This is a genomic window from Parabacteroides sp. CT06 (genome assembly GCF_002257605.1).
Classification (GTDB): domain Bacteria; phylum Bacteroidota; class Bacteroidia; order Bacteroidales; family Tannerellaceae; genus Parabacteroides; species Parabacteroides distasonis.
This window is the reverse complement of the sequence record NZ_CP022754.1, coordinates 2,596,898-2,619,725: the sequence shown is the minus strand read 5'-3', so window position 1 is coordinate 2,619,725 and position 22,828 is coordinate 2,596,898. Positions and strand designations below refer to the sequence as shown.

At 49.3% G+C, this 22,828-nt stretch carries 17 protein-coding genes and 1 tRNA gene; 7 read left to right on the top strand and 11 right to left on the bottom strand.

Annotation, left to right across the window (positions count from 1 at the left end):
- The first annotated feature begins 18 nt into the window (after positions 1-18).
- Together CI960_RS11435 and CI960_RS11430 are read left to right on the top strand one after the other, a co-directional pair.
- On the top strand, positions 19-372 hold the full coding sequence (locus CI960_RS11435; protein ID WP_005856195.1) for a hypothetical protein: 354 nt from the start codon (positions 19-21) through the stop codon (positions 370-372).
- A 99-nt stretch (positions 373-471) separates the two neighbouring features.
- On the top strand, positions 472-2,778 hold the full coding sequence (locus CI960_RS11430; RefSeq protein ID WP_005856196.1) for a TonB-dependent receptor: 2,307 nt from the start codon (positions 472-474) through the stop codon (positions 2,776-2,778).
- A gap of 191 nt (positions 2,779-2,969) precedes the next feature.
- Here CI960_RS11430 and CI960_RS11425 read toward each other — a convergent pair whose 3' ends face one another.
- The 7 genes from CI960_RS11425 to CI960_RS11395 form a co-directional block, all read right to left on the bottom strand.
- Positions 2,970-4,850: a radical SAM protein gene (locus CI960_RS11425; RefSeq protein WP_094582352.1), complete on the bottom strand. Its 1,881-nt coding sequence runs from the start codon at positions 4,848-4,850 to the stop codon at positions 2,970-2,972.
- A 17-nt stretch (positions 4,851-4,867) separates the two neighbouring features.
- The gene (gene yihA / locus CI960_RS11420) at positions 4,868-5,470 is read right to left on the bottom strand and encodes a ribosome biogenesis GTP-binding protein YihA/YsxC (protein WP_005856199.1); all 603 of its coding nucleotides are present in this window, start codon (positions 5,468-5,470) and stop codon (positions 4,868-4,870) included.
- A gap of 44 nt (positions 5,471-5,514) precedes the next feature.
- Positions 5,515-6,978: a sodium:solute symporter gene (locus CI960_RS11415; RefSeq protein ID WP_005856201.1), complete on the bottom strand. Its 1,464-nt coding sequence runs from the start codon at positions 6,976-6,978 to the stop codon at positions 5,515-5,517.
- Positions 6,979-7,019: 41 nt separating this feature from the next.
- Positions 7,020-8,603: a bifunctional UDP-sugar hydrolase/5'-nucleotidase gene (locus tag CI960_RS11410; protein ID WP_005856204.1), complete on the bottom strand. Its 1,584-nt coding sequence runs from the start codon at positions 8,601-8,603 to the stop codon at positions 7,020-7,022.
- Between the two features lie 225 nt (positions 8,604-8,828).
- Positions 8,829-11,207: an FtsX-like permease family protein gene (locus CI960_RS11405; RefSeq protein WP_005856207.1), complete on the bottom strand. Its 2,379-nt coding sequence runs from the start codon at positions 11,205-11,207 to the stop codon at positions 8,829-8,831.
- Positions 11,208-11,355: 148 nt separating this feature from the next.
- Positions 11,356-12,669 carry a SpoIID/LytB domain-containing protein gene (locus tag CI960_RS11400; RefSeq protein ID WP_005856209.1) on the bottom strand — a complete coding sequence of 438 codons (1,314 nt, stop codon included), beginning with the start codon at positions 12,667-12,669 and terminating at the stop codon, positions 11,356-11,358.
- A 17-nt stretch (positions 12,670-12,686) separates the two neighbouring features.
- Positions 12,687-14,684, bottom strand: coding sequence for an OPT family oligopeptide transporter (locus CI960_RS11395; protein WP_005856211.1), 1,998 nt, complete (start codon positions 14,682-14,684; stop codon positions 12,687-12,689).
- 484 nt (positions 14,685-15,168) lie between these two features.
- Between CI960_RS11395 and recR the strand changes: the two genes are divergently transcribed.
- Genes recR through CI960_RS11380 form a run of 3 tightly spaced genes read left to right on the top strand, consistent with a single transcriptional unit; the run spans position 15,169 to position 17,520 of the window.
- The gene (gene recR, locus CI960_RS11390) at positions 15,169-15,795 is read left to right on the top strand and encodes a recombination mediator RecR (protein ID WP_005856213.1); all 627 of its coding nucleotides are present in this window, start codon (positions 15,169-15,171) and stop codon (positions 15,793-15,795) included.
- Positions 15,796-15,820: 25 nt separating this feature from the next.
- The gene (locus CI960_RS11385) at positions 15,821-16,987 is read left to right on the top strand and encodes a glycosyltransferase family 2 protein (protein ID WP_005856215.1); all 1,167 of its coding nucleotides are present in this window, start codon (positions 15,821-15,823) and stop codon (positions 16,985-16,987) included.
- Between the two features lie 17 nt (positions 16,988-17,004).
- Positions 17,005-17,520: a GNAT family N-acetyltransferase gene (locus CI960_RS11380; protein WP_005856217.1), complete on the top strand. Its 516-nt coding sequence runs from the start codon at positions 17,005-17,007 to the stop codon at positions 17,518-17,520.
- Here CI960_RS11380 and CI960_RS11375 read toward each other — a convergent pair.
- Together CI960_RS11375 and CI960_RS11370 are read right to left on the bottom strand one after the other, a co-directional pair.
- Positions 17,512-18,108 carry a YqgE/AlgH family protein gene (locus tag CI960_RS11375; RefSeq protein ID WP_005856219.1) on the bottom strand — a complete coding sequence of 199 codons (597 nt, stop codon included), beginning with the start codon at positions 18,106-18,108 and terminating at the stop codon, positions 17,512-17,514. The genes CI960_RS11380 and CI960_RS11375 overlap by 9 nt on opposite strands.
- Positions 18,109-18,228: 120 nt before the next feature.
- Positions 18,229-19,542: a pyridoxal phosphate-dependent aminotransferase gene (locus CI960_RS11370; RefSeq protein WP_005856221.1), complete on the bottom strand. Its 1,314-nt coding sequence runs from the start codon at positions 19,540-19,542 to the stop codon at positions 18,229-18,231.
- A gap of 143 nt (positions 19,543-19,685) precedes the next feature.
- Here CI960_RS11370 and CI960_RS11365 point away from each other — a divergent pair.
- Positions 19,686-19,759 (top strand) — tRNA-Asp (locus CI960_RS11365).
- A gap of 145 nt (positions 19,760-19,904) precedes the next feature.
- Positions 19,905-20,807 carry an AraC family transcriptional regulator gene (locus CI960_RS11360; protein ID WP_005856223.1) on the top strand — a complete coding sequence of 301 codons (903 nt, stop codon included), beginning with the start codon at positions 19,905-19,907 and terminating at the stop codon, positions 20,805-20,807.
- 13 nt (positions 20,808-20,820) lie between these two features.
- Here CI960_RS11360 and CI960_RS11355 read toward each other — a convergent pair whose 3' ends face one another.
- On the bottom strand, positions 20,821-21,384 hold the full coding sequence (locus CI960_RS11355; protein ID WP_005856224.1) for a sugar O-acetyltransferase: 564 nt from the start codon (positions 21,382-21,384) through the stop codon (positions 20,821-20,823).
- Positions 21,385-21,509: 125 nt separating this feature from the next.
- Entirely contained in the window at positions 21,510-22,754 is a 1,245-nt protein-coding gene (locus CI960_RS11350; RefSeq protein WP_229055225.1) for a family 20 glycosylhydrolase, read from the bottom strand.
- Positions 22,755-22,828: the final 74 nt, after the last annotated feature.

Genomic DNA, 22,828 nt, shown 5'->3' with positions numbered 1-22,828 from the left:
AAATAACGATGATACAGGGTGAGGGAAACGATGGTTAAATATATAAAGTGGTTGCTGCCGGTACTTTTTATTGCGTATTATAGCAGTGTCTCGCTTTTTACGCACGTCCATGTGGAGCATGGTACGACCATCGTGCATGCGCACCCTTTCAAGAAGACGGCGGACGGTACTTGCCATCATCATACCTCTTTGGCGGAGATACAGTTGTTTCATATGCTCTCATCTATTCACGTGATGGACGGGGCGATTCACCTGTTACGTTTACAATTCTATTCTTTAAAAATATCTAATCTCTCTGAGTCTCCGGTCTATCCGGATCATGTCACTTCCGTTGAGGGACTGCGATACCTGCGGGCTCCCCCAGTTGTTTGATTACATATCCAGAAATCAATATCCGTTTGTAGAGACGGGGCATGCCCGTCTCCTCGGCAATTCGTAATCATTAATATTCAAACAACTATTAATCAAGCAATGAATAAGTTCATTACACTTATACTATGCCTGTGCTGTGTCTTTACATCAGCGTGGGCAGAGGGAGACGATCATACCTCCCTGAATCCTTCCGACGCTAATATCGTAGGCCATATCCTCGATAAGAAAACAGGAGAGCATCTCTCTTTTATCAATGTCTACCTCCACGGTACGACGATCGGTACGACCACCGACGCTACCGGTCATTACTATATGAAGAATCTTCCCGAGGGAAAATACACCTTGGTCATGAAGTCTATCGGATATAAAACCGAGGAGAAGACGGTGACCCTTAAGAAAGGGAAGACATTGGAGATCAATTTCAATGCCGAGGAAGACGCTGTCTCCTTGGACGGTGTCGTCGTATCGGCAAACCGTAACGAGACGACCCGCCGTCTGGCTCCTTCTTTGGTAAATGTACTCGACTCCAAGGTGTTCGAGACTACGCACGCCACTTCCTTGGCCGACGGTCTGAACTTCCAGCCCGGCGTGCGTGTGGAGAATAACTGCCAGAATTGCGGTTTCCAACAAGTACGTATCAATGGTCTGGAAGGCCCTTATACCCAGATCTTGGTGGATAGCCGGCCGATCTTCAGCGCCCTGACCGGCGTATATGGCTTGGAGCAGATCCCGGCAAATATGATCGAGCGGGTAGAGGTGATGCGCGGAGGAGGCTCGGCCTTGTTCGGCTCGTCCGCTATCGCCGGTACGATCAATATCATCACGAAGGAACCGATGCGCAACTCTGCCCAGATTGCCCATTCGTTGACGATGATCGGGGGAAGCCGTCCGGATAATAATACGACCGTGAACGCCTCGTTGGTGACGGACGATCATAAGGCGGGTATCTACCTCTTTGGGCAGGGCCGCCACCGTGCCTCTTACGACCATGATGGCGATGGCTACTCGGAGCTGGGTAAGCTGGAGGCGAAGACCCTCGGATTCCGTTCCTACTTGAAGACCAGCAATTATTCCAAGCTGACTTTCGAGTACCATAACATCAGCGAGTTCCGGCGAGGTGGTAATTTATTGGATCTTCCGCCTCACGAGACGGATATCACCGAGCAGACCGACCACCAGATCAACGGGGGAGGCCTGAAATTCGATCTTTTCTCTCGCGACTACCATCATCGGCTGAATGTGTATACCTCCGCCCAGCATACGAAACGCCAGAGTTATTACGGTGCCGGAAAAGATCCGAACGCCTATGGTAACACGACGGACATGACCTTTATCGGTGGCGCCCAATATTCCTACGAATGGGATAAATGCCTTTTTATGCCCGCTACCTTTACGGGAGGCGCCGAATATAGCTACGATGATCTGCAAGACGAGATGCTTGGCTATCACCGTACGATCGCCCAGACCGTGCATATCGGTAGCGCCTTCGCCCAGAACGAGTGGAAGAATGACCGTTGGAGTTTCTTGATCGGTGGCCGTTTGGATAAGCATAACATGATGGATCATGTGATCTTTAGCCCTCGTGCGAACGTGCGCTTCAATCCGACGAAGGATATCAACCTGCGTATGTCGTACTCCAGCGGTTTCCGGGCCCCTCAAGCGTTCGACGAGGATTTGCATATCACCGCCGTGGGGGGCGACGTGGCGATCATCCAGATCTCTCCGGACTTGAAGGAGGAGAATTCGCAGAGCGTGAGCGCTTCCGTGGATTTTTATCATCGCTTCGGCCCGGTTCAAGTGAATTTCTTAGTGGAAGGTTTCTATACGGATTTACGGAACGTGTTTATCTTGGAGGAGATCGGCCGTGACGAGGACAATAACCTGCTGATGGAACGCCGTAATGGAAAGGGTGCCCGTGTGATGGGTATCAATCTGGAGGGTAAGATGGCCTATTCTTGGATGCAGATACAGGCGGGCGCTACTTTGCAACGGAGCCGCTACAAGGAGGCAGAGCAATGGAGCGAGAACCCGAATATCACCCCGCAGAAGAAGATGTTCCGCTCTCCGGACGTATATGGCTATTTCACCTCTACCTTCACGCCCGTGAAACGTTTCTCCGCCTCATTGACGGGAACCTATACGGGCAGCATGTTGGTGCAGCACTTGGCGGGTTACATTCCCGAGGATCGTGAGGAGAAGACTCGTGATTTCTTCGACTTGAACCTGAAGCTGTCTTACGACTTCCCGATCTTCAAGTCCGCAACCTTGCAGGTGAACGCCGGAATACAGAATATCTTCGACTCCTATCAAGATGATTTCGACAAGGGAGCGCATCGGGATGCCGGGTATATCTATGGCCCGGGAATTCCTAGAAGTTATTTCGTGGGGTGCAAGATCAGTTATTAAATACTCGGCGAGCCTTGCCGAGGGAGTTGGAAGGACTTTGAAGCATCCGGCGGCTATCGCCGGGGGATGTGGAAGACTCTTGGGATGCCCGGCGGGGGGCGCCGGAGGATCGGAAGGGAACTCAAGATGCCCGGCGGAGATCGCCGCAGAGTTCCAACCCGTTTCCAATCCTCCGGCGAGCCTCTACGGGGCTATTCCTCCACTATCCTCTCTATATAATTCGGCGGCAGGGTGGTGCGTGGTACTTTCATGCCGCCGAACCATTTATGCAAGGGCAAGTCGAAGCCTGTTCCATTCATGTAATTGTAGAGGGAAACGCGAAGCCCCTCGCTGAAAAGCTCCGGATCGCAGCCGGATAGCGCCTCGAACTGTACGTCATTACGGGCGAATCCGCCAAAGGGAGGCTCCGTGACACGGCAACTGTACTCGGCGGGGTGCAACCCCACAGGGCTATGCGCTGTCATGGCGAAACGATGCCAAAATCCGGATTGAATCAGCCCAAGCTCAAATATTTGCCGGACCGTTTCTAAGGAATCTATGGTTTCTTGAGCGGTTTGGGTCGGGAAACCATACATCAAATAGGCATGGACCATGATGCCTGCCCCGGTAAAGTTGTTGGCGACCCGTGCCACTTGAGCCACTGTCACCCCTTTATTTATCAGCTTGAGGAGTCGGGGAGAGGCTACTTCCAGACCTCCCGACACGGCGATGCAGCCACTTCGTTGAAGAAGGTCGCATAGTTCCTCAGTATAGCTTTTCTCAAAACGAATATTTCCCCACCACACGACGGTTATCCCACGGCGGATAATCTCCTGCGCCATTTCCCGTAGCAAGGCGGGTGGAGCGGCCTCGTCCACGAAATGGAAGCCGATCTCGCCGGTTTGCTCGATCAAGCGCTCCATACGGTCTACCAAAGTCTTGGCTGTATTCGGCTCATATCGTTTGATGTAATCCAATGAGCCGTCACAGAAGGCGCATTTCCCCCAGTAGCAACCGTGCGCCAAGGTCAGTTTATTCCAGCGACCATCGCTCCAAAGCTTGTGCATCGGGTTGGCCATTTCCATGACGGAGATGTATTTGTCCAGCGGCAAGCCCTCGTAATCCGGGAATCCGGTCTCGCTTTGCCGGCAAGCGGGGTAAGCGGGATTATCTTGATAAACGACCCGGCTACCGTTCTCGTCCAAGGAGAAGGTGCGTACCAGTTCCTCTTTTTGGATCGCCCCGTCCAGATAGCGTAACACTTGGAAGAGTGGGTCCTCTCCATCATCTAGCAAGAGGTAATCGATGTATTTGAAGAAGCGTGTATCCGTGATGGAGCGAAGTTCCGTATTCACGAAACCACCTCCCATAAGGATCGGGATATCGGGATGTGCCTGCCGTAGCCATTGGGCGAGCCGGAGGGTACTGAATAAATTCCCCGGGAAAGGTACGCTGAAAGCGATCGCCTTGGGCTTGCTCTCGGCTATGTGCTTTTCTAATAGCGGCTGCGTCATGCGATCGATAAAGCTGAAAGGCTTTTGGAGGGCTTCCTCGATCTCGTCGAAGGAGGAGGCGCAGCGGCCTAGATGCTCGGCATATCGGCTGAAACCGAAATCCGGGTCGATCGTTTCCCGGATCAAGTCGCAGAGATCCTCCAGATACAAGGTCGCCAGATAACGGGCCTTATCCCGTAATCCCGAAGTGCCGAACGCCCATTCCAGCTCCTCCTCGTTTTGGCTCCCGCGGTCGCTTTCGGGAAGGTAATCTTGGTTACAGATGCGATAAGCGAGAGGATCGTTCTTTCCCTGAAGGAAAGCGACGACGGCGGCTATCGTGTCGATATACCGTTGCTTATTAGCCAGCAACCCCCGGACTTTAGCCGGATATTTACCTTTCCGCCGCTCGATCTCGGCGAACAGTTCCCCGAGACCCTGCGTGGAAAACAAAGCCAAGATCGTCTCGATACCCAGATCCGCCTGCCCGGCTCGCACACCCTTTGCTTTCAGATAACCTTTTAGGTAAGCCGTGGAAGGATAAGGCGTATTGATCTGCGTAAACGGAGATAAAACCAGAAGAACCGAAGCTAATCCCATATCAACTCAACTAATTTTCAATTATTCAAGCTATTGTTGATAGACTCGATATAGTCCAGAATCTCATCCCGTCCCTCTTTCTTCTCCGAGGAAGAGAGGAAGATCGGAGGAAGCTCTTCCCAAGTCTCCAGTAATTTATCCGTATAGACTTTTAGGTTCTCTTTCAAGCGTCCCTTGCTGATCTTGTCGATCTTCGTGAAGATGATAGAGAAAGGAACCCCGCTCTCACCCAGCCATTCCATAAACTCCAGATCGATCTTTTGCGCCTCGTGACGGCAGTCCAAAAGGACAAATAGGTTGGTCAGTTGCTCTCGATCGAGGATATAGTTCTCGATGATACGTTTCAATTGCTCCCGGTTCTCCTTGCCTCGTTGGGCGAAGCCATACCCCGGAAGATCTACCAGATACCACTCGTTATTGATAAGAAAATGATTGATAAGTAAAGTCTTACCCGGTGTTTGCGAAGTCATCGCCAAGCCCTTCTTGTTGGTAAGCATATTGATCAAGGAGGATTTGCCTACATTACTTCGTCCGATGAAGGCATACTCCGGCTTATTACCCTCGGGGCATTTCCTTACGTCTGTGTTGCTGATAACAAATTCTGCGCTTTTAATTTCCATAAAATATAAATTAATGAATAATGAGTATTGAATAATGGCTAGGTTTAATTCTCAATTTTCAAATTTCCATTTTCAATTGCCGAAAGCCACAGCCCGGCGAACGTGATGCCTCCGTTTACCATAAGCATCTCGTAGCCGAACGTATAGCCTACGTATTGTTTCACTAAGAAATCCGTGGCAAGGCAAATCAACGGGGAGGCTATACAGATATAGGGCACGTATTTGTCACGGGGTTTCCGCTTCGTGAAAAGCCCGAAAACAAACAGCCCCAATAGAGGACCATACGTGTACGACGCTATCATGTAGATCGCGTCGATAACGCTTCGGTTATTTACGGCCTTGAACGCCAAGATGATCAAGACGAACAAGACGGATATCATCACGTGTACCTTTAGGCGGGTACGTTTCGCCCTTTTCGCTTCCTCTCTCTGCACGCCGAGGATATCCACGCAAAAAGAGGTGGTGAGCGCTGTCAACGCCGAGTCGGCGCTACTGAAAGCCGCCGCTATGATACCGATCGTAAAGAAGATCAAGATACTCCCGCCCAAGATCCCCGAGGTACAAAACATCGGGAGGATATCGTCGTTGAGGGTTGGCAACTGGATGTTCTGCTGTGCCGCCAATGTCAGTAGCAGTACCCCCAGTGCGAGAAACAAGAAGTTGACCGGCGTGAAGGCGAAGCCATATGTGTACATGTTTTTCTGGGCATCCTTCAAGCTCTTGCAGGAGAGGTTCTTTTGCATCATGTCCTGATCCAGCCCGGTCATGACGATCGTGATAAAGATACCGCTGAAGAACTGCTTGAAGAAGTTCTGCGTACTATGCCAATCGCCGAACTCAAAGATCCGGAAATGAGGGCTTTCCACCAAGGTCTGCGCCATATCCCCGAAATCCAGTCCCATCTTGTCCTTCACCTGCCAGATGATCACGATCAACATTGCCACGAGACAAAGGGCCTGCAACGTATCTGTCCAGATGATCGTCTTGATACCGCTCCGGAACGTATATAGCCATACCAGCAGGATACTGAGGATAGCGGTCACGGCGAATGGGATGTTCCAAGCGTTGAACACGTAGGTTTGCAAGATCAAGACCACTAGATATAAGCGTGCGGCCGCCCCTACGATCTTCGAGAGCAGGAAGAATGAGGCCCCTGTCTTGTACCCCCTTCTCCCGATCCGGTCATCCAGATACGAGTAGATGGAGGTAAGCTGCAACTTATAGTATAGCGGTAGCAATACCTTGGCTATAATGATATATCCCACGAAGAAGCCTAATACAGTCTGCATATACGTCATATCGATCGCCCGCACCATGCCGGGTACCGATACGAACGTCACCCCCGATAAGGATGTCCCTACCATGCCGATAGAGACGATATACCAAGGTGATTTCCTGTCCCCGAGGAAGAATGCCTCGTTGCTGTTATTACGCCCCGTGATCCATGCTATCAGCAGCAAGACGGTGAAATAGGCAGCGATAATAAAAAGGATGATATAGCTGTTCATGTATTGCTAACTTCTTTCTTTTTCTCCACAAAGATACGGCTTTACTTTGAAATAACGGGCATATGCGTGGATTCTACCGTGATGGGTTTCTTGATGCCCTTTAGGTAGTCCATGAAAGCGTCGGTCGATATGATACCTAAATTATCGAATTCCGGGATCTCGTAGCCCTTGAATAAAGAGGCGTCGTACCCGTCTCCGCCATCGGTGATGAAAGCGTCTAGGGTCACCACGCAAGGGGTATTGTCCTCGATCTCGGTCTTTTGCCCGTCTCTCGTATAGACTATTTTCTCGATCTTATTTCCGCTTAGGGTAAGCGTGAGGTCGGAGGATTGAAGGAAACCGTTCGGATTCTTCCGTCCATCCTCCAATAGCTTCTTCAACCGCTTGCCGTCGAAACGATAGGCAACGATAGCGGAGCCGAAAGGCAAGATGTTGCCGGCACGCAGTCGGGTGATATCTCCTTTCGGGAGGGCCGCACGTATACCTCCGTAATGGTTTACGCCGATCACCGGCTGATCCTTGTAAGCGGGCATCTCTTTTTGGAAACGCTGGGCGTAAGCGGCCGTGACCAACGCCCCGATAGGCGTATAGTCGAACTTATTGATGGTACGGTCGTGGATCAAGGCCTCTTTTGCCGTGGCAAGTTTCTCGTTCAGCCGATATTTATCCATGATCTTCTCCACGGCCTCTCGCATCTCCGGGTTCTCCTCGCAGGCTACACGCACGGTATCCCCTTGGATGAAAGAGATATCCCGGTGTCCGTTGAAATCCTGTATCTGGAACAGCAGTTTCCCGATATGGGTACCGTTTACGCCGGCTTGGATGATGGGAATGTTATTGATCTTATCGAGCACCAGCTCATGCGAGTGGGCGGATATGATGGCGTCTACCTTATCGATGAACGGCAGTCCTTGGGCGTTCTCCTCGGTGATGCGGTAAGGCATTTTCATATCCGTGCCGATGTGCATCAAGAGGATAATCATATCGATCTGGTCCTCTTTCTTTAACTGGTAGACGGTTTGTATGCACACCGCTCCCAGCGGATGCGTGAACTGAAGCCCTTTCAGGTTCTCCGGCTTGGTCTTGACGTAGGTGTCCGTCGTGGTCAGTCCGATGAAGGCTATGCGCAGGGAGGAGCCATCTTTCAACTTACGCTCTACGATACGGTAGGGACTCAACCAGTTGGGGTGAGTATATCTCTTCTCTTCGGTGATATTGGCGGCCACATGGGGGATATTCAAGGCGGCGGTGTCCACTAGATAAGAAAGTCCCCAGTCGAACTCGTGGTTACCGATGGCGGACATTTCCACGTCCATCGCCTCGTACATTTCTTTGATAGGCTCGCCTTTCGTGATCTTGGAGAAATAGCTTCCGCTGAAATTATCTCCGCCTGAGACAACGATGGAATGCGGATAGCGTTGTTTCTCGTTTTGTGTCATTTGTACCAACCGGGCGGCTCCCGGCGTGATCCCGTCGGAGGCGAAAGCCCCATGAAAATCGTTGAATGAGAAAATGGCTAAAGTGTCTATCGAGCTGGACGGGGTGGCGATATCTTGTGCGAATAGGGGAGCGGTTAGTGCGCTGCCTAGCAAAATCGCTGATACGAATTGTTTTTTCAGTCCCATGGTTGTATGTATTAATAGGGACAAAAGTAGGAAAAATAACGAGATTCACCGAGGAAAACGCCCGATTCGTCGAATTCTTTTTGATCGTTTTAAACCTTCGTCCTACCTTTGTGTCATAGTAATAGCTCGTGAGAGTGAAAGCGAACCGGTTGTTCATCATAACCGGGAAATAGGTAAACATTAAGTCAAAGGGCCGCCGTCCGGATAAGATGCGGCCCTTTTGATTTATTCGGACTTGAGGTTGTTTACGGGATTGTCGTGGGTGGTACGGAATACGTTATATCCGGAAACCGCCAGTATGACGGTGAGTACCAATACGCCTCCTCCCACGAATAGATACCAGGATAGCTGGATCTTTTCCGAGAATTGTTCTTGCCATTTTTGGGAGATATAGAAAGCGATACCGCAACCAAGTAAGATGGCCGGCAATGCTATGGTGATGATATCTTTCAAGAAAATATGGAGTATGTCTTTTACCGTGGCTCCGTTAATCTTACGGATCGCCATTTCTTTCCGGCGACGGTTCACCTCGTCGTTCGTGTATCCGATCAATCCGATGAAGACGATCAGCAAGGTGACGATGCCACCGATCATGACGGAATCACGGAATTTCCGGGAGGAGGTGTATCCTTCCAGCATCTCGCTCTTGAAGGAGATCACGTTGAGTTCTTTATCCGGGATGAGTTGCCCCATTAGATCCTGTGTCTTGCGTAGGGCCTCGGAAGAAAGGCTATGGTACCGAATGACCATATGTTGGGCCGCCCCTTTCGTATAGAACATGATCTTGGCTCGCGGATCTTCTCCCGCTATGGAACCTAGGCGGAAATCCTCGAATACGCCCCGGATCGTGAAGAGAGGCATCGACTCGGACTTGGTATCGTGTCCGGTTATTTGTACCGTCTTGCCCACGGCTCCATCCTTCCAGTCGGCGAAAGGTTTCATGTATTCAATGAAATTGCGGCTCACCAGTATCTCTTGCGAGGAGGTGGTATTCTCGGTGAAGTACTGTCCTTCTACGATCGGGATTTCCAATACGTTCAGGTAATCGTTTCCTACGTCGTAGAGGTCGGCGATGTTGAATAGTTCCCGGTCGTCTCCCGGAAGATAGACGTTATTGCCCGAGGCTCCCCAGAAAGGAAGGTTATAGCAAGTCGTGATGGCGTCTACCTCGGGCAATCTCTGGGTTTCCTCGATCAGTTTGGCACGCCCCGTGGAGTCTACGGCACCGATATACACATAGGCAAGATTCTCGGGATTGTATCCCGGATGATCATTCACCATATGGTCGTATTGCTTGCCTACCACTAGCAATAAGGAGGCGAGGAAGCTGATTGCCGTGAACTGGAAGAACAAGAGTCCCAATTTCCAAAGGCGGCGTGCCTCACGGATGCTCCGGAAAACAGCCGCTACAGGAATGCGTCCTAAGAACCAGCCGGTAGCTATGCCCGTAGAGATCAGTACGACTATGACCGTGAGGCATATCGCCCACATACCCGTGGATAGGAATAACGATCGGACTCCCGTGCCGATCAGCTCCTTTATAATTCCTTGAAATCCTAGGATCAAAAGTACGACCAGCGCTAGCGCGACGGTGACGTGGGTCCCTACCTCGGACAACGCCATACCTTGGATATCCTTACCGCTCGCCCCGTAACATTTGCGTACGGCCATCTCTTTCGTGCGGTTCACGATGGAGGAGATCACGATCAATATATAGTTCATTACGGCGGTGAAGATCAATACGAAGGCGATGAACGAGAGGATCAAGGCCATACGTTTGGCCATATCGTCCTCCATATGTACGTTGAGTAGTTTGTGGAAGGTGAAGGTCAGTTCCACGCCGGCTTTCTTAAGGTCGTTTACGGGGAAATGCTTGTCGATCATCTGTCTCATTCCCGCTTCCAATTGGGCCTCTGTCGTACCCGGCGATACCTTGACGAAACTTTGGTAACGGTCGTTTCCGGTTAACATATGGGTTCCGTCCCACATGAACTTGCTGATGGAGGAAAGGGATACGATAATGTCATAACTCTGTTCGGTGTTGTCCGGTAGTTTCTTGAATACGCCGCCTATCGTGAGGGCTTGTCCCGGTGCGTCGTCAATCTCGAAGCGTTTTCCCATCACGTTACCGCCGATACGTTCGGCGATCTCGTCGGATACGAGCACGTACATGGGTTGGGAGAGAACTTGCTTAGGGTCTCCGATGAGCATGGGGCGGGGCAATACGTCGAAAAGACAACTGTCCGCTAGGATGAAGGTCGCTTTGAGCCGATGCTTGTTGTCGGACATCGTAAAAGGGGAGTTTCCCCGGAAGTACGTATAGCGTGTGGCGGCCTCGATCTCTGGTGTCTCTTGTTTCAAGAGGGGGATTACTCCGGCGGGCGTTTGCCCGTGGTCGCCCACTTCCCCGTTCATGAAAAATTTCTCATATACTCGATAGATCCGGTCTCCGTTCGGATAGAAGTTATCGTAGGTGTTCTCGAAGTGGACTTTAGCGATCAGCACCAAGCCGATGGTCAGTCCTATACCCAAGGAGATAATCTTCATTACATTGTGTTGCCCTCTCTTAAAAAGGGAGCGAATTGCGATCCCGATGTTTTTCATATTGTTATTGTATTATTTTCTGGTAAGATAAAATCAAATACCGTGCCATTGTGTTTATGTGGTTGAAAAACAGAGGGGTGAGTGGCGTACGATTGTTTATGAGTGTCCAATAATTGGACAAGGGTGTCCAAAATCTGGACACCCTTGTTTAATACCTTTTCTCAATAGAGGCTCCGGGGAAATAATGCGTGAGGATTTTCCGGTACGAATATCCTTTGGCTCCCATCACGGCGGCTCCGATCTGGCAAAGCCCTACGCCATGTCCCCATCCGGCTCCTGTCAAGATGAAGCGGGAGGGGATATCAAGGCGGATATCCTTCTTATCGACAACAAAGGCCGAGCTGTATAGATGCGTCTCGGATAATGTCCGGCGTATCTCAAGCTCTTTGCCGATGGTGAACGAACGGCGTACCCCTACGATCTTGAGTTTCGTGATACGTCCGGACGAACCTCTTTCCAACGGTATGAGATCGATGATCGGCCCGAAATCCATACCCGTTTTCCGGTGGATCAAACCCGATAGTTCCTCTTGCGTGTATTCTACTTTCCAACGGTAGAAATCCGAGGTCTCTTGATCGTAGTTGTTTAGCACTTGGCTAAGGATCTCCTTGTCCGTTGTATTACAGAAGGCTTCGGGTGAGGTACGTATCCATTGTTCCGCTTCCCGCTCGTCCGTCAAGTCGGGATAGGAGGGAACCTCGTCATCCCTCAAGGCGGTAAGATAGGAGTGGGGAACCGGTTCCCAGCAATTCTCGAATTTCTCGGTCACGCCTCCGCAGCATTTCGAGAAGCGGGCGTCGCAGATCGTATCGTTATCCATCAATACCTCTCCACGTGTCTCTTTGATCACCTCCCTGACTATCGGGTTCGATGCCCGGGTAATACCTTGGTAACGCTGGCAATGGTCGTCGGCACAGACATCGAACAGATCATGGTCCTCCCGGTCGTACCAGCGGATCAAGGTCTCGTTGTTGCGGTAACAACTTTTATAGGGCGTAACCGATCCGTTCAAGTTGAAATTCTTCTCGACCTGTGCCAAGAGCCAGCTTCGCGAGATCACGGCATGGGCTTTCAGCAACTCTTTGGAAGCGTTGGCGCTCATCTCCGAGGAGATTACGCTGGTAAGGTATTCCTCCACGTCCACTTGGTTGATCGTGACGATACCTTTATCGGTCGCCACGAGGTTCAACGCTCCCTTGAAGCGTTGATCCTCCTGTCGTTGCCAGTGAAAATCCACGCCGATCGTGACCGCCTTCAAGTCGAAAGAGGATTGCGGGCTGGTCGGCTCGAAGAATAGCTCCTGATAAAGCTTCCCATTGTACACGATCTTGCCGTTTACCCAGAGGGCACGTTGCTCGCCTATGGTGAACGTGCCGGTTTCCGTATGTACATACTCCTCGTTAAAAACAAATGAGATTGCTTTGTGGGTCATGATTCCCACATTGATTACAGGTGCTTCCATATCCTTATTCCTTTATTCTATTCTTTTTTTGCGTTCAGGGAATTAAATGTGAGGTAAGCGATCATGACAAGGTACATGACAACCGCCAGTATCTCGGCGGCATTGCTAGATGCCCATTCCTCGTTCATCAAGTTGATTCCGCCGAAACGTAAGGCTGCGCTGACCACGCCCATCAAGGCGCCGCCGGCGATAAAGCCGGAAGCCAGTAACGTACCTTTCTCCAAGCGGGCTGAGTTCAAGCTTTGGTCTTTGCTACGGCTTCCTACGTACCAACTGATCGCTCCACCGATCAAAAGCGGCGTATTCAGGTCCAAAGGGATAAACATACCCAAGGCGAATGCCAACGCCGGTATCTTGCAGAAGTTCAATACGACGGCGAGGACGGCTCCAATTGCGTATAAAGCCCAAGGTGCCCCCGAACCACTCATCAATGGCTCGATAACGGCGGCCATAGCGTTCGCTTGCGGAGCGGCCAATTGTCCGGTCGTGAAACCGTACGTCTGGTTCAATATCAAGATCACGCCTCCTACCGTAGCGGCGGAAACTAGTGTGCCTAAGAATTTCCAAGTCTCTTGCTTGGCGGGTGTGCTCCCCAGCCAATAGCCGATCTTTAAGTCGGTAATGAAACCTCCCGCCATGGAAAGCGCTGTACAAACCACGCCTCCGATAATCAGGGCGGATACCATGCCGGCCGGCCCTTTCAACCCTACGGCGACCAAGATGATGGAGGCGAGGATCAACGTCATGAGCGTCATGCCCGATACCGGGTTCGTCCCTACGATAGCGATAGCGTTTGCCGCTACGGTCGTAAACAGGAAAGCGATCACCCCGACCAGCAATAAGCCGATGGCGGCATGGAACCAATTATGAAGTACGCCGAACTGGAAGAACAGGAAGGTGACGATCAGCGATACGATGATACCGATCGTTATCACCTTCATCGACAAATCCTTTTGCGTACGTATGGTATTACTCTCCACAGCGTCTCCTTTTCCTTTCAACTCGTTCGCCGCCAAGCCTACGGCTCCCTTGATGATTCCCCAAGAGTTGATGATGCCGATCACCCCGGCGGTAGCGATACCTCCGATACCGATGTGGCGGGCGTAGGTGGTGAAGATTTGCTCGGCGCTCATGCTCCCGACGGTCGCCGTGATAGCGTCATTTCCGAACGTAAGCACGTCGGCGCTGAAAATGGCGGACATGGCGGGGATGATTACCAACCATACCAAGAATGAACCGGCGCAGATGATCAAGGAGTATTTTAATCCGATGATGTAACCCAGACCTAGTACGGCAGCGCCCGTATTGACTTTCAATACGATCTTGGCCTTCTCTGCCAGCATCTCACCGGCTCCGACGATACGGGTACTGATCGTCTCGCCCCACCAACCGAAGGTGGCGATGATGAAGTCGTACAAACCTCCGATTAATCCGGCGAAGATCAAGGGCTTCGCTTGGCTTCCGCCTTTCTCGCCGGAGACGAGTACTTGCGTGGTAGCCGTAGCCTCCGGGAAGGGATACTTACCGTGCATATCGGATACGAAATATTTACGGAACGGGATTAATAGCAAGATCCCGATGATACCTCCTAACAAGGAACTCATGAAAACCTCGAAGAAATTGACCGTGATCTCCGGATATTTGTCTTGCAGGATATAAAGGGCGGGCAAGGTGAAAATGGCCCCCGCCACGATCACGCCGCTACTGGCCCCGATAGACTGGATGATGACGTTCTCTCCCAAGGCGTTCTTCCGCTTGAATCCGCTGGACAACCCTACGGCGATGATAGCGATCGGGATGGCGGCCTCGAATACCTGACCGACCTTCAGGCCCAGATAAGCGGCCGCCGCGCTGAATATCACCGCCATGACCAATCCCCAAAGGACGGACCAAAGCGTAACCTCCGGATAGTGTTTGTTGGGAGACATAAGAGGCTTGTAGCTTTCCCCTTCTTTTAATTCTCGGTAGGCGTTTTCTAGCAGCCCGGTTACCTTTTCTTCATTTTCTGGTTTCACGATATTAAAATGTTAGATTATTAGTTCGTAATAGCTCCACCAAACGGGTGTTGGGTGACAAATTTATGTTTTCTGGCTGAGACATGCAAGGATTCTTTAGAATAGTTAGGGCAACCGTACCCAAATTATCTATATGAATTCTTACCCAGTAGCGTATGAATTCTTGTTCGCATGCTGTATAATTCTATAAACCACGGCGTGATCTGTACAGACCAAGTCGTGGAATATACAAATCACGTCGTGGTCTGTACATCCCACGGCGATCATTTGGAAATAGATCAAGTAGCAAGTATGTTTGTATATGGCAAAAAGAATGTTTATTACTTGAGGACATGAACAATTATACCTAGAGCAGTTATAGTTGTACATATCAAGCAAGAGATGTGCGACTTGAATGGGATGGGGGAGAAGCCGAGTAAATAATTTGAGGTTTATCGTTAATTCGTAAATTCTTTCTATTTTTGTAGTCAAATACAGAAAGTAGATGAATCAAAGATATCCTTCAGCCTTGTTGGAAAATGCCGTGAATGAATTGGCTTCCTTGCCGGGGGTGGGGAGGAAGACAGCGCTCCGGCTAGCGCTTTATATGTTGCGCCGGGACGTCGGCTATACGGAAAACTTCGCCGCGGCCTTGGTTGCCCTCCGTCGAGACGTGAAGTACTGCAAGGTCTGCCATAATATATGTGATGATGAGGTTTGCTCTATTTGCGCCAACCCCAGCCGTGACCATTCCTTGGTTTGCGTGGTAGAGAATATCAAGGAGGTGATGGCGATAGAGAATACCGGGCAATTCCGTGGCGTATACCATGTGTTGGGCGGGATCATCTCGCCGATGGATGGTATCGGACCGAGCGACTTGCGTATCGACAGTCTGGTGCGACGTGTGGCCGAAGGTGAGGTGAAAGAGATCATCTTGGCGTTGAGCACTACCATGGAAGGCGATACGACTAACTTTTTTATTTACCGGAAGCTATCCGGTTACGATGTGAGGATCAGTGTCATCGCACGTGGCGTATCTATCGGTGATGAGATCGAGTATGCCGACGAGATCACCTTAGGACGATCCATTATCAATCGTACTGAGTTCAATCTCACCTCTTCTAATTCATAATCATAACTCATAATTAATATCCGGAATGACCTACGAAGAAACCAAGTTGTCCGTTATCATCGTTAACTATAACGTGAAGTATTTTCTGGAGCAATGCCTCTATTCTGTCCGTGCCGCCGTAACGGGGATGGACGCCGAGGTGTTCGTGGTGGATAATAACTCGACGGATGGATCTGTCGAATATCTCCGGCCTAAGTTCCCGGAAGTGGTTTTCATCGAGAATAAAGATAATCCCGGTTTCGCCAAGGCCAATAATCAGGCGATTCGCCAGTGCACCGGGGAATACGTGTTATTGCTGAATCCCGATACCGTGGTGGGAGAGGAGAGCCTCCGCAGCCTGTGCTTCCAAATGGATGAGGATCCGGAGATCGGAGCTATCGGCGTGAAGATGCTGAATGGGCACGGGGTATTCTTGCCGGAGAGCAAACGGGCTTTCCCTTCGCCTTGGGTGTCGTTCTGCAAGATATTCGGCCTTTCAAAGCTGTTTCCTAACTCTCCGGCATTCGCACGTTATAGCCTGCCGTATCTGGATAAAGAGCAGACGCATAAGGTGGAGGTGCTGGCGGGTGCGTTCATGTTGCTTCGCCATGAGGCGTTGGATAAGGTTGGCTTGTTAGATGAGTCGTTCTTCATGTATGGGGAGGATATCGATTTGTCTTATCGGATCGTGTTGGGAGGCTATAAGAACTTGTACGTGCCGGAACGGATCCTGCATTATAAGGGGGAGAGTACGAAGCATGGTGACTTGAGGTACATAAGGGCTTTTTACGGTGCCATGTTGATTTTCTATAAGAAATATTATCCGGGAGCCGGTTGGTTGATGCGGATACTGATCCGGTTAGCTGTCCTGCTGAAAGCTTGCTGGGCGATGATTTCAGCCCCTCTACGCAAGAAGGCTAAAGCGGTTAAGCATCGCCGCCTTTTGATCTTGTGCAGGGAGGATCATTTTGAGGAGGTAAAGGCCGTTTGCCTGAAAGCTATGCCGGATCTGGAATTCGTGAATCTCTGGGATTTGGACGTGGAGCGTGTGATGGATGCTATCTGTCGCAAGAACCAGATGAAAGGCTTTACGGACTACGCTTTCTGCTTCCCCGATGCCCGCTATGAGCAGATGCTCTTGTTCATGGACAAGCTCGTGAACAAGAAAGCGGTTTTCCATATATATACGAAGAAGAGTGGTCGGCTTGTTTAAGTAATCCTTGAGTAAATATGTTGTTGTCGAATGATAGAGTCCGTTTGAGGGCATTGGAACCAGAGGATCTGGAGTTGTTGTATCGTTGGGAGAATGATCCGGAGTTATGGGAAGTAGGGAATACCTTGGCGCCCTATTCCCGTTATATATTGAAGGAATATATAGCGGGTAGCGACCGGAGTATCTATGAGTCTCGCCAACTTCGCTTCATGATCGAGGAATGCGATACGGGGACTTCCGTGGGGATCGTGGATTTATTCGATTTTGAGCCGCATCCGAATCGGGCGGCTTGCGGTATTATGCTGGATCGTAGGTATCAAGGACGTGGCTTTGCTACGGAAGCGTTAAGACTATTGATGGAATACGCTTATACGTTTTTGAAGCTTCATCAACTTTATGTGCATATTCCCGTGGCGAACGAGCCTAGCAAGAAATTATTTACCCGTCTGGGATTTGTCGAGGCGGGGACGCTTAAGGACTGGATCAGGACACCGGATGGTTATTCCGATGTCTGCATAATGCAGTTAATTTAAATACGGGTCCTTCGGATATTTTGTCCAAGTTTTATAATCATTGCCTAATAATTCTACGGAATCTTTCCAATAGCCCTCCCCATCGGCAGACAGGATATTATCGGTGGTGATATGGCTTACGGCCCACGAGTTCCGTTTGATTTCATGGTTTAATTGCCCTTCGGTCCATCCGGAGTATCCCAAGAAAAACTTCACTTTCCCATCGATTGGGTGCCCGTTGAGGATGTATCGTTTCAATGCGTTGAAATCCCCGTCGAAATATAAATAATCATTGATCTTTAATGCGTCCGGAATGATATTATCCCCTAAGGAATGAATAAAGAACAAACGGTTGGGGCTGACCGGCCCCCCCAGATAAATCGGTATCTCCGGAAATTCGGCAAACTCCTTGAAAAAAGAGTTTACGATAAGATCCGTTTTTTTATTCAAGACAAATCCCATCGATCCGTGTTCCGTATGCTCTATTAATAATACGACGGAACGTTGGAAATAGGCATCTTGTAAAAAAGGCTCGGCAATCAGAATACTTCCTTGAATAGGAAGGACATCGTTATGTGTTATTTTAAATATATTTTTATAAGATGCCATGATCGTGAATGTTAGGTTGTTACTAATTCACCGACAATATAAGGCGTTTTTTAATAAGAAGCAAATGAAAAGCCCGGGATTCAAGTTAATAAACGTGAATCGACCGGGCTTATTGTTAATTTATGCTTGATGATTTTCCTCGAATAATCTCAGTCTTTCGTCCAGCAAATCATATTGGTGATCTTTTATGAAAGAGGTACAAGCCCGTAGTCCTTGTTGGTTACTGCCTGTGGTACTTAAAGATATGGCGCTTACTCCGTAATAAACCAGTTCTTCCATCAATTGTCCGCCGGTCATTCCCGGGTAACCGATCGTGAAATAGAAGCCGTCGGCTATCGGTTGGTCCAGATCGTGATCATAAACGATTGTGAAACCATGATCCGTAAAAATCTTCTTTAGTTTCTCCGCACGACGTCCGTATTCCTTCACTTGCGAGACAAAGTCGAACGTACCGTCCGCGGCTGCCTTGAACATGGCGGCTAAGGCGAATTGGGCGGAGTGGCTGGTTCCGGAAGATAGGGCGTATAAGACACGGTGGATATATACCGTACCGAACGTACCGCCTCCATAACGCTGAGTCAATCCCGGATAGGAGCGATGGTAAAGTTTATTGGAGATCGCTGTCACGCCGATACGCTGTCCGGCATAGCTGAACGCTTTGGAACCGGATATCTGCATGATATAATTATCGGTATAACGGGCTACGCTCGCTTGGTAAGGAGGCTCGAAAGGACATCCGAGGTCCTTGCGGAAATCCATGGCAAAATAGGCGAGGTCCTCTATGACAATCACGTCGTATTTGTTGGCCATCTCGCCGATGATTTTCAACTCCTCGTCGGTGAGGCAGAACCAAGCCGGATTGTTCGGGTTAGAATAGATCATCGCGGCAATATTGCCTTTGGAAAGATGCGCTTCCAAGGCCTCACGCAATCGCTCGCCACGGTATTCGTATACGTCGAACGACTCATATTTATAGCCCATAACGGCTATTTGCTGTTTCTGCACGGGGAATCCGGGGTCGATAAACAAGATGGTGTCTTTTCCCGGCGTACATTGTCCGGCCGTAAGGAAAGAGGCGTATGTGCCCTGCATGGAACCGGTTACGGGTACGCAACACTCTGGGTCTATATCTATATTTATAAACGCCTTGATAAAGCGGGAAGCTTGCTTTTTCACTTCGGGAGTTCCGTTGATGTTCGGGTAGATAGACGCTATACCGTTACGAAGGGCTTCGATCTCAGCGTCTACGCCTACTTGAGCGGCTTTCAAGCCCGGTACGCCCATTTCCATATGGATGAACTCGGTTCCCGTTTCTTGTTCCAATTGCGTGGATATGGCAACTACCTCCCGGATAGTCGCTTTCCCAAAATCGGGAAGTCCAAAGCCATCGATAATCCGTCTGGCTGTCTGATAGTCTACAGGAGTATTTTTCATGCTAGTGTTAATTATATATGGGGACAAAAGTATGAAATTTATCGATTTGTTCTAATTTTTTCATCCTAAACTATTGCTAATTCAAAAAATCCACCTATCTTTGCACCGCAATTCAACGGAATAGCGATAAAGAATAACATTTTGGTCTGGTAGTTCAGCTGGTTAGAATACATGCCTGTCACGCATGGGGTCGCGGGTTCGAGTCCCGTCCAGACCGCTTTTTATTTCTCCTTCCTCTTTTTAAATTTTCCTTTAATACATATTTTAATACGATATCATCCGGTTCTATGGATTTTGCCTGATGGCATGAGGTTGTTATATTTGGAATGTTTATCTTTGAGACCAATAAAACAGATAGCCTTATGGAGAATCTAATAAAGATCGATACCGTCGATCAATACAACAAGATGTTTGGCTTGGAGACGTTGCACCCATTGGTGAGCGTGGTAGATTTATCCAAGTCCGAGACATGGCCTACTAATTTCCGGGTTAATTATGGTATATACGGACTTTTCCTGAAAGATACGAAATGCGGGGATATTCGGTATGGGAGGCAATATTATGATTATCAAGAAGGAACCGTAGTAGGATTCGCTCCCGGGCAGGTGACGGGTATTGAGCTTAAGGATGGGACCCGGCCTTTGGCGCATGGGTTGCTTTTCCATCCGGACTTGATCCGTGGTACGGCTTTGGGACGGGACATCAAGCGTTATTCTTTCTTCTCCTATGAATCAAACGAGGCGTTACATCTCTCTGAGGAAGAGAAGGGGATCTTCGTGGATTGCCTGAGGAAAATCCAGATCGAGTTGGAGCACTCCATCGACAAGCATAGCAAACGGCTGATCGCGATGAATATCGAGTTGCTGCTCGATTATTGCCTGCGTTTTTATGACCGTCAGTTTACGACCCGTGCGGAGACGAATAAGGATGTGTTGGTGAGGTTCGAACGATTACTGGATGAATACCTGCAAAGCGATCTGTTAAGACAGGAGGGGCTACCTACTGTACGGTATTTCGCCGAGAAGATTTGTTTGTCCCCGAACTATTTCGGTGATCTGATCAAGAAAGAGACAGGGAAAACTGCCCAAGAAAATATACAAGACCGGATTATTTCCTTAGCGAAAGAATGGATATTAGGGACAAACAAGACCGTCAGCCAAATCGCTTACGACCTAGGATTCCAATACTCCCAGCACTTCAGCCGCATATTCAAGAAGACCGTGGGGTGTACCCCGAATGAATATCGGAAATCCCAGATGTCGTAATCGGTGTTACGGGTTATTGGATGTATTTTATGACCTTGGCGGGAACACCTCCCACGATGGCATTGTCCGGTACATCTTTAGTAACTACCGAGCCGGCTCCGACTATAGCGTTCTCGCCAATGGTTACGCCGGATAGGATCGTTGCGTTCGAGCCTACCCAGACATTCTTTTTCAGAACGATCGGGGCAGGGTAGGTAGTGCTCCGGTCTTCGGGGGCGAAGCCGTGGTTGAGGGTGGCAAAGACCACGTTATGCCCGATCTGGCAACCGTCGTCCAGTGTCACCCCGCCATGATCTTGAAAATGACAGCAAGCGTTGATGAAAACGTTCTTGCCTACCGTGATATTCTTCCCAAAATCCGTATAGAACGGGGGGAATACACGAAAAGACGGATCGACCGGCTTATTAAACAAGCGGGATAACAGCTCACGGATTTCCTCGGGATCGTGATATGAGCCGTTTAACTCGAATGTCATGCGTCTGGCCTCATCGCTCATCTTGTTCATAAACTGATGGATCTCGTCTCCTTTAAGAGGCTTTCTTGTCTCTACATACTTCAAGAATTCGTTTAGTGTCATAATTGCTATTTTAATAAGTTCTACTTCTTGGTTTGTTTATCCCTTTTCGATTGCAACGGCAAAGATCGATGAAATCCGGAGAAACTTTTGTAGATGGATTACAGGTATTATGACCTAAATTACATTCACTGATTCTCCAAAGCCTTATATTTCTCGATTAGTTTCTTGACCGTGACAGCGTCTGAGACCTCTTGCTTATAGGTAGTCGGGTTATAATAGGCCTCGAGGAAACTGTCTGCACCGGACCAGACTGTCTCGATAATTCCTTGGAAATGGCGAGACATTTCCGGATTTGAATGCTGGCGGAAATGGATCATATCATCTACCTGTTGAAGCGCTATCTGAGGTTTACGCCAAGGGCATGTAGCAACGTCGAAGCCTTTCATGGCAAAGTAAACAGCGGTTTGCTCGGCACGCTCATAATGCCAGTCGCAGATAAAAACATCTTTCGGGATCAAGTCGATCGCACGGTAGGTATTGTTCATGCTGGCTTCCCAAGCGCCGATCCCGGTAGTTTTGCCATCGATCAGGCGGTCTCCCCATATCATCAATCGTTTGCCTTGTGAGGCTAAGTGGTTTTGTATTTTAGTGACCTCACCGGCATATAACTCAGCCTTGTCATGTCCGCCGCAACAGACGCAACTATCATGTCCGATATAAAAGACCTCGTCCATTCCGGCATGGAATAATTGAGTTTCGAAAACATCCGTCAACTCGTCTACTAAAGCGAATACGATTTTATGTACTTCCGGATGAAGCGGGCAGTAACTTTTACAATAAAGTCCGTCTGAGTTGGGCCAACCCGTATAGTTCTTGGTATCCACGTGTGGCGTCTCGTCGAACTCCGGATACTCACGTAATAAAGCGTAGGTAGTCTCAGCCCATGATTGATGACCCAAGAGATTGATCTGGGGAGCGATACGTATTCCGTTATCCCGGCAAACCTTTACGATCTTTTTCACATCCTCTCGTGTGAGTGGGGTCGGATCCCTCAGTTCTGGATGGGACTCATAGGCATAATTCCAGTCTACCCGTAGAATCAACAAGTTGAAATGACTGGGAGCCAGTTCCTCTTGGACGAACTTCAAGAATAGATCCAACTTCTGTGCGGATGGAGCGGCGATGGCCAAGCCTCGTACGGGCATGATACTATCTAAACGGTTTGTCTCTGATTGGGCGGAAACTTGGGCTGAACCTATAGCCCATATAAGCAAGAATAGTCCGATAATCTTTTTCATATAGCGATATGTTTTAATGTTTAAATTTTTAATTTGATGTACGCTTTCGAAGATCATCACGCACATCGTGACGGCCCGGAGGATGTCGATGGCTATGTTACGTTGCGTAAAATCTATTGGTTGATCGCTCATAATATATTTAGACTAAAGGTGAATTTAATACAAGACAAATATAATCAATAAGAGACATATCATTACATTTGTGC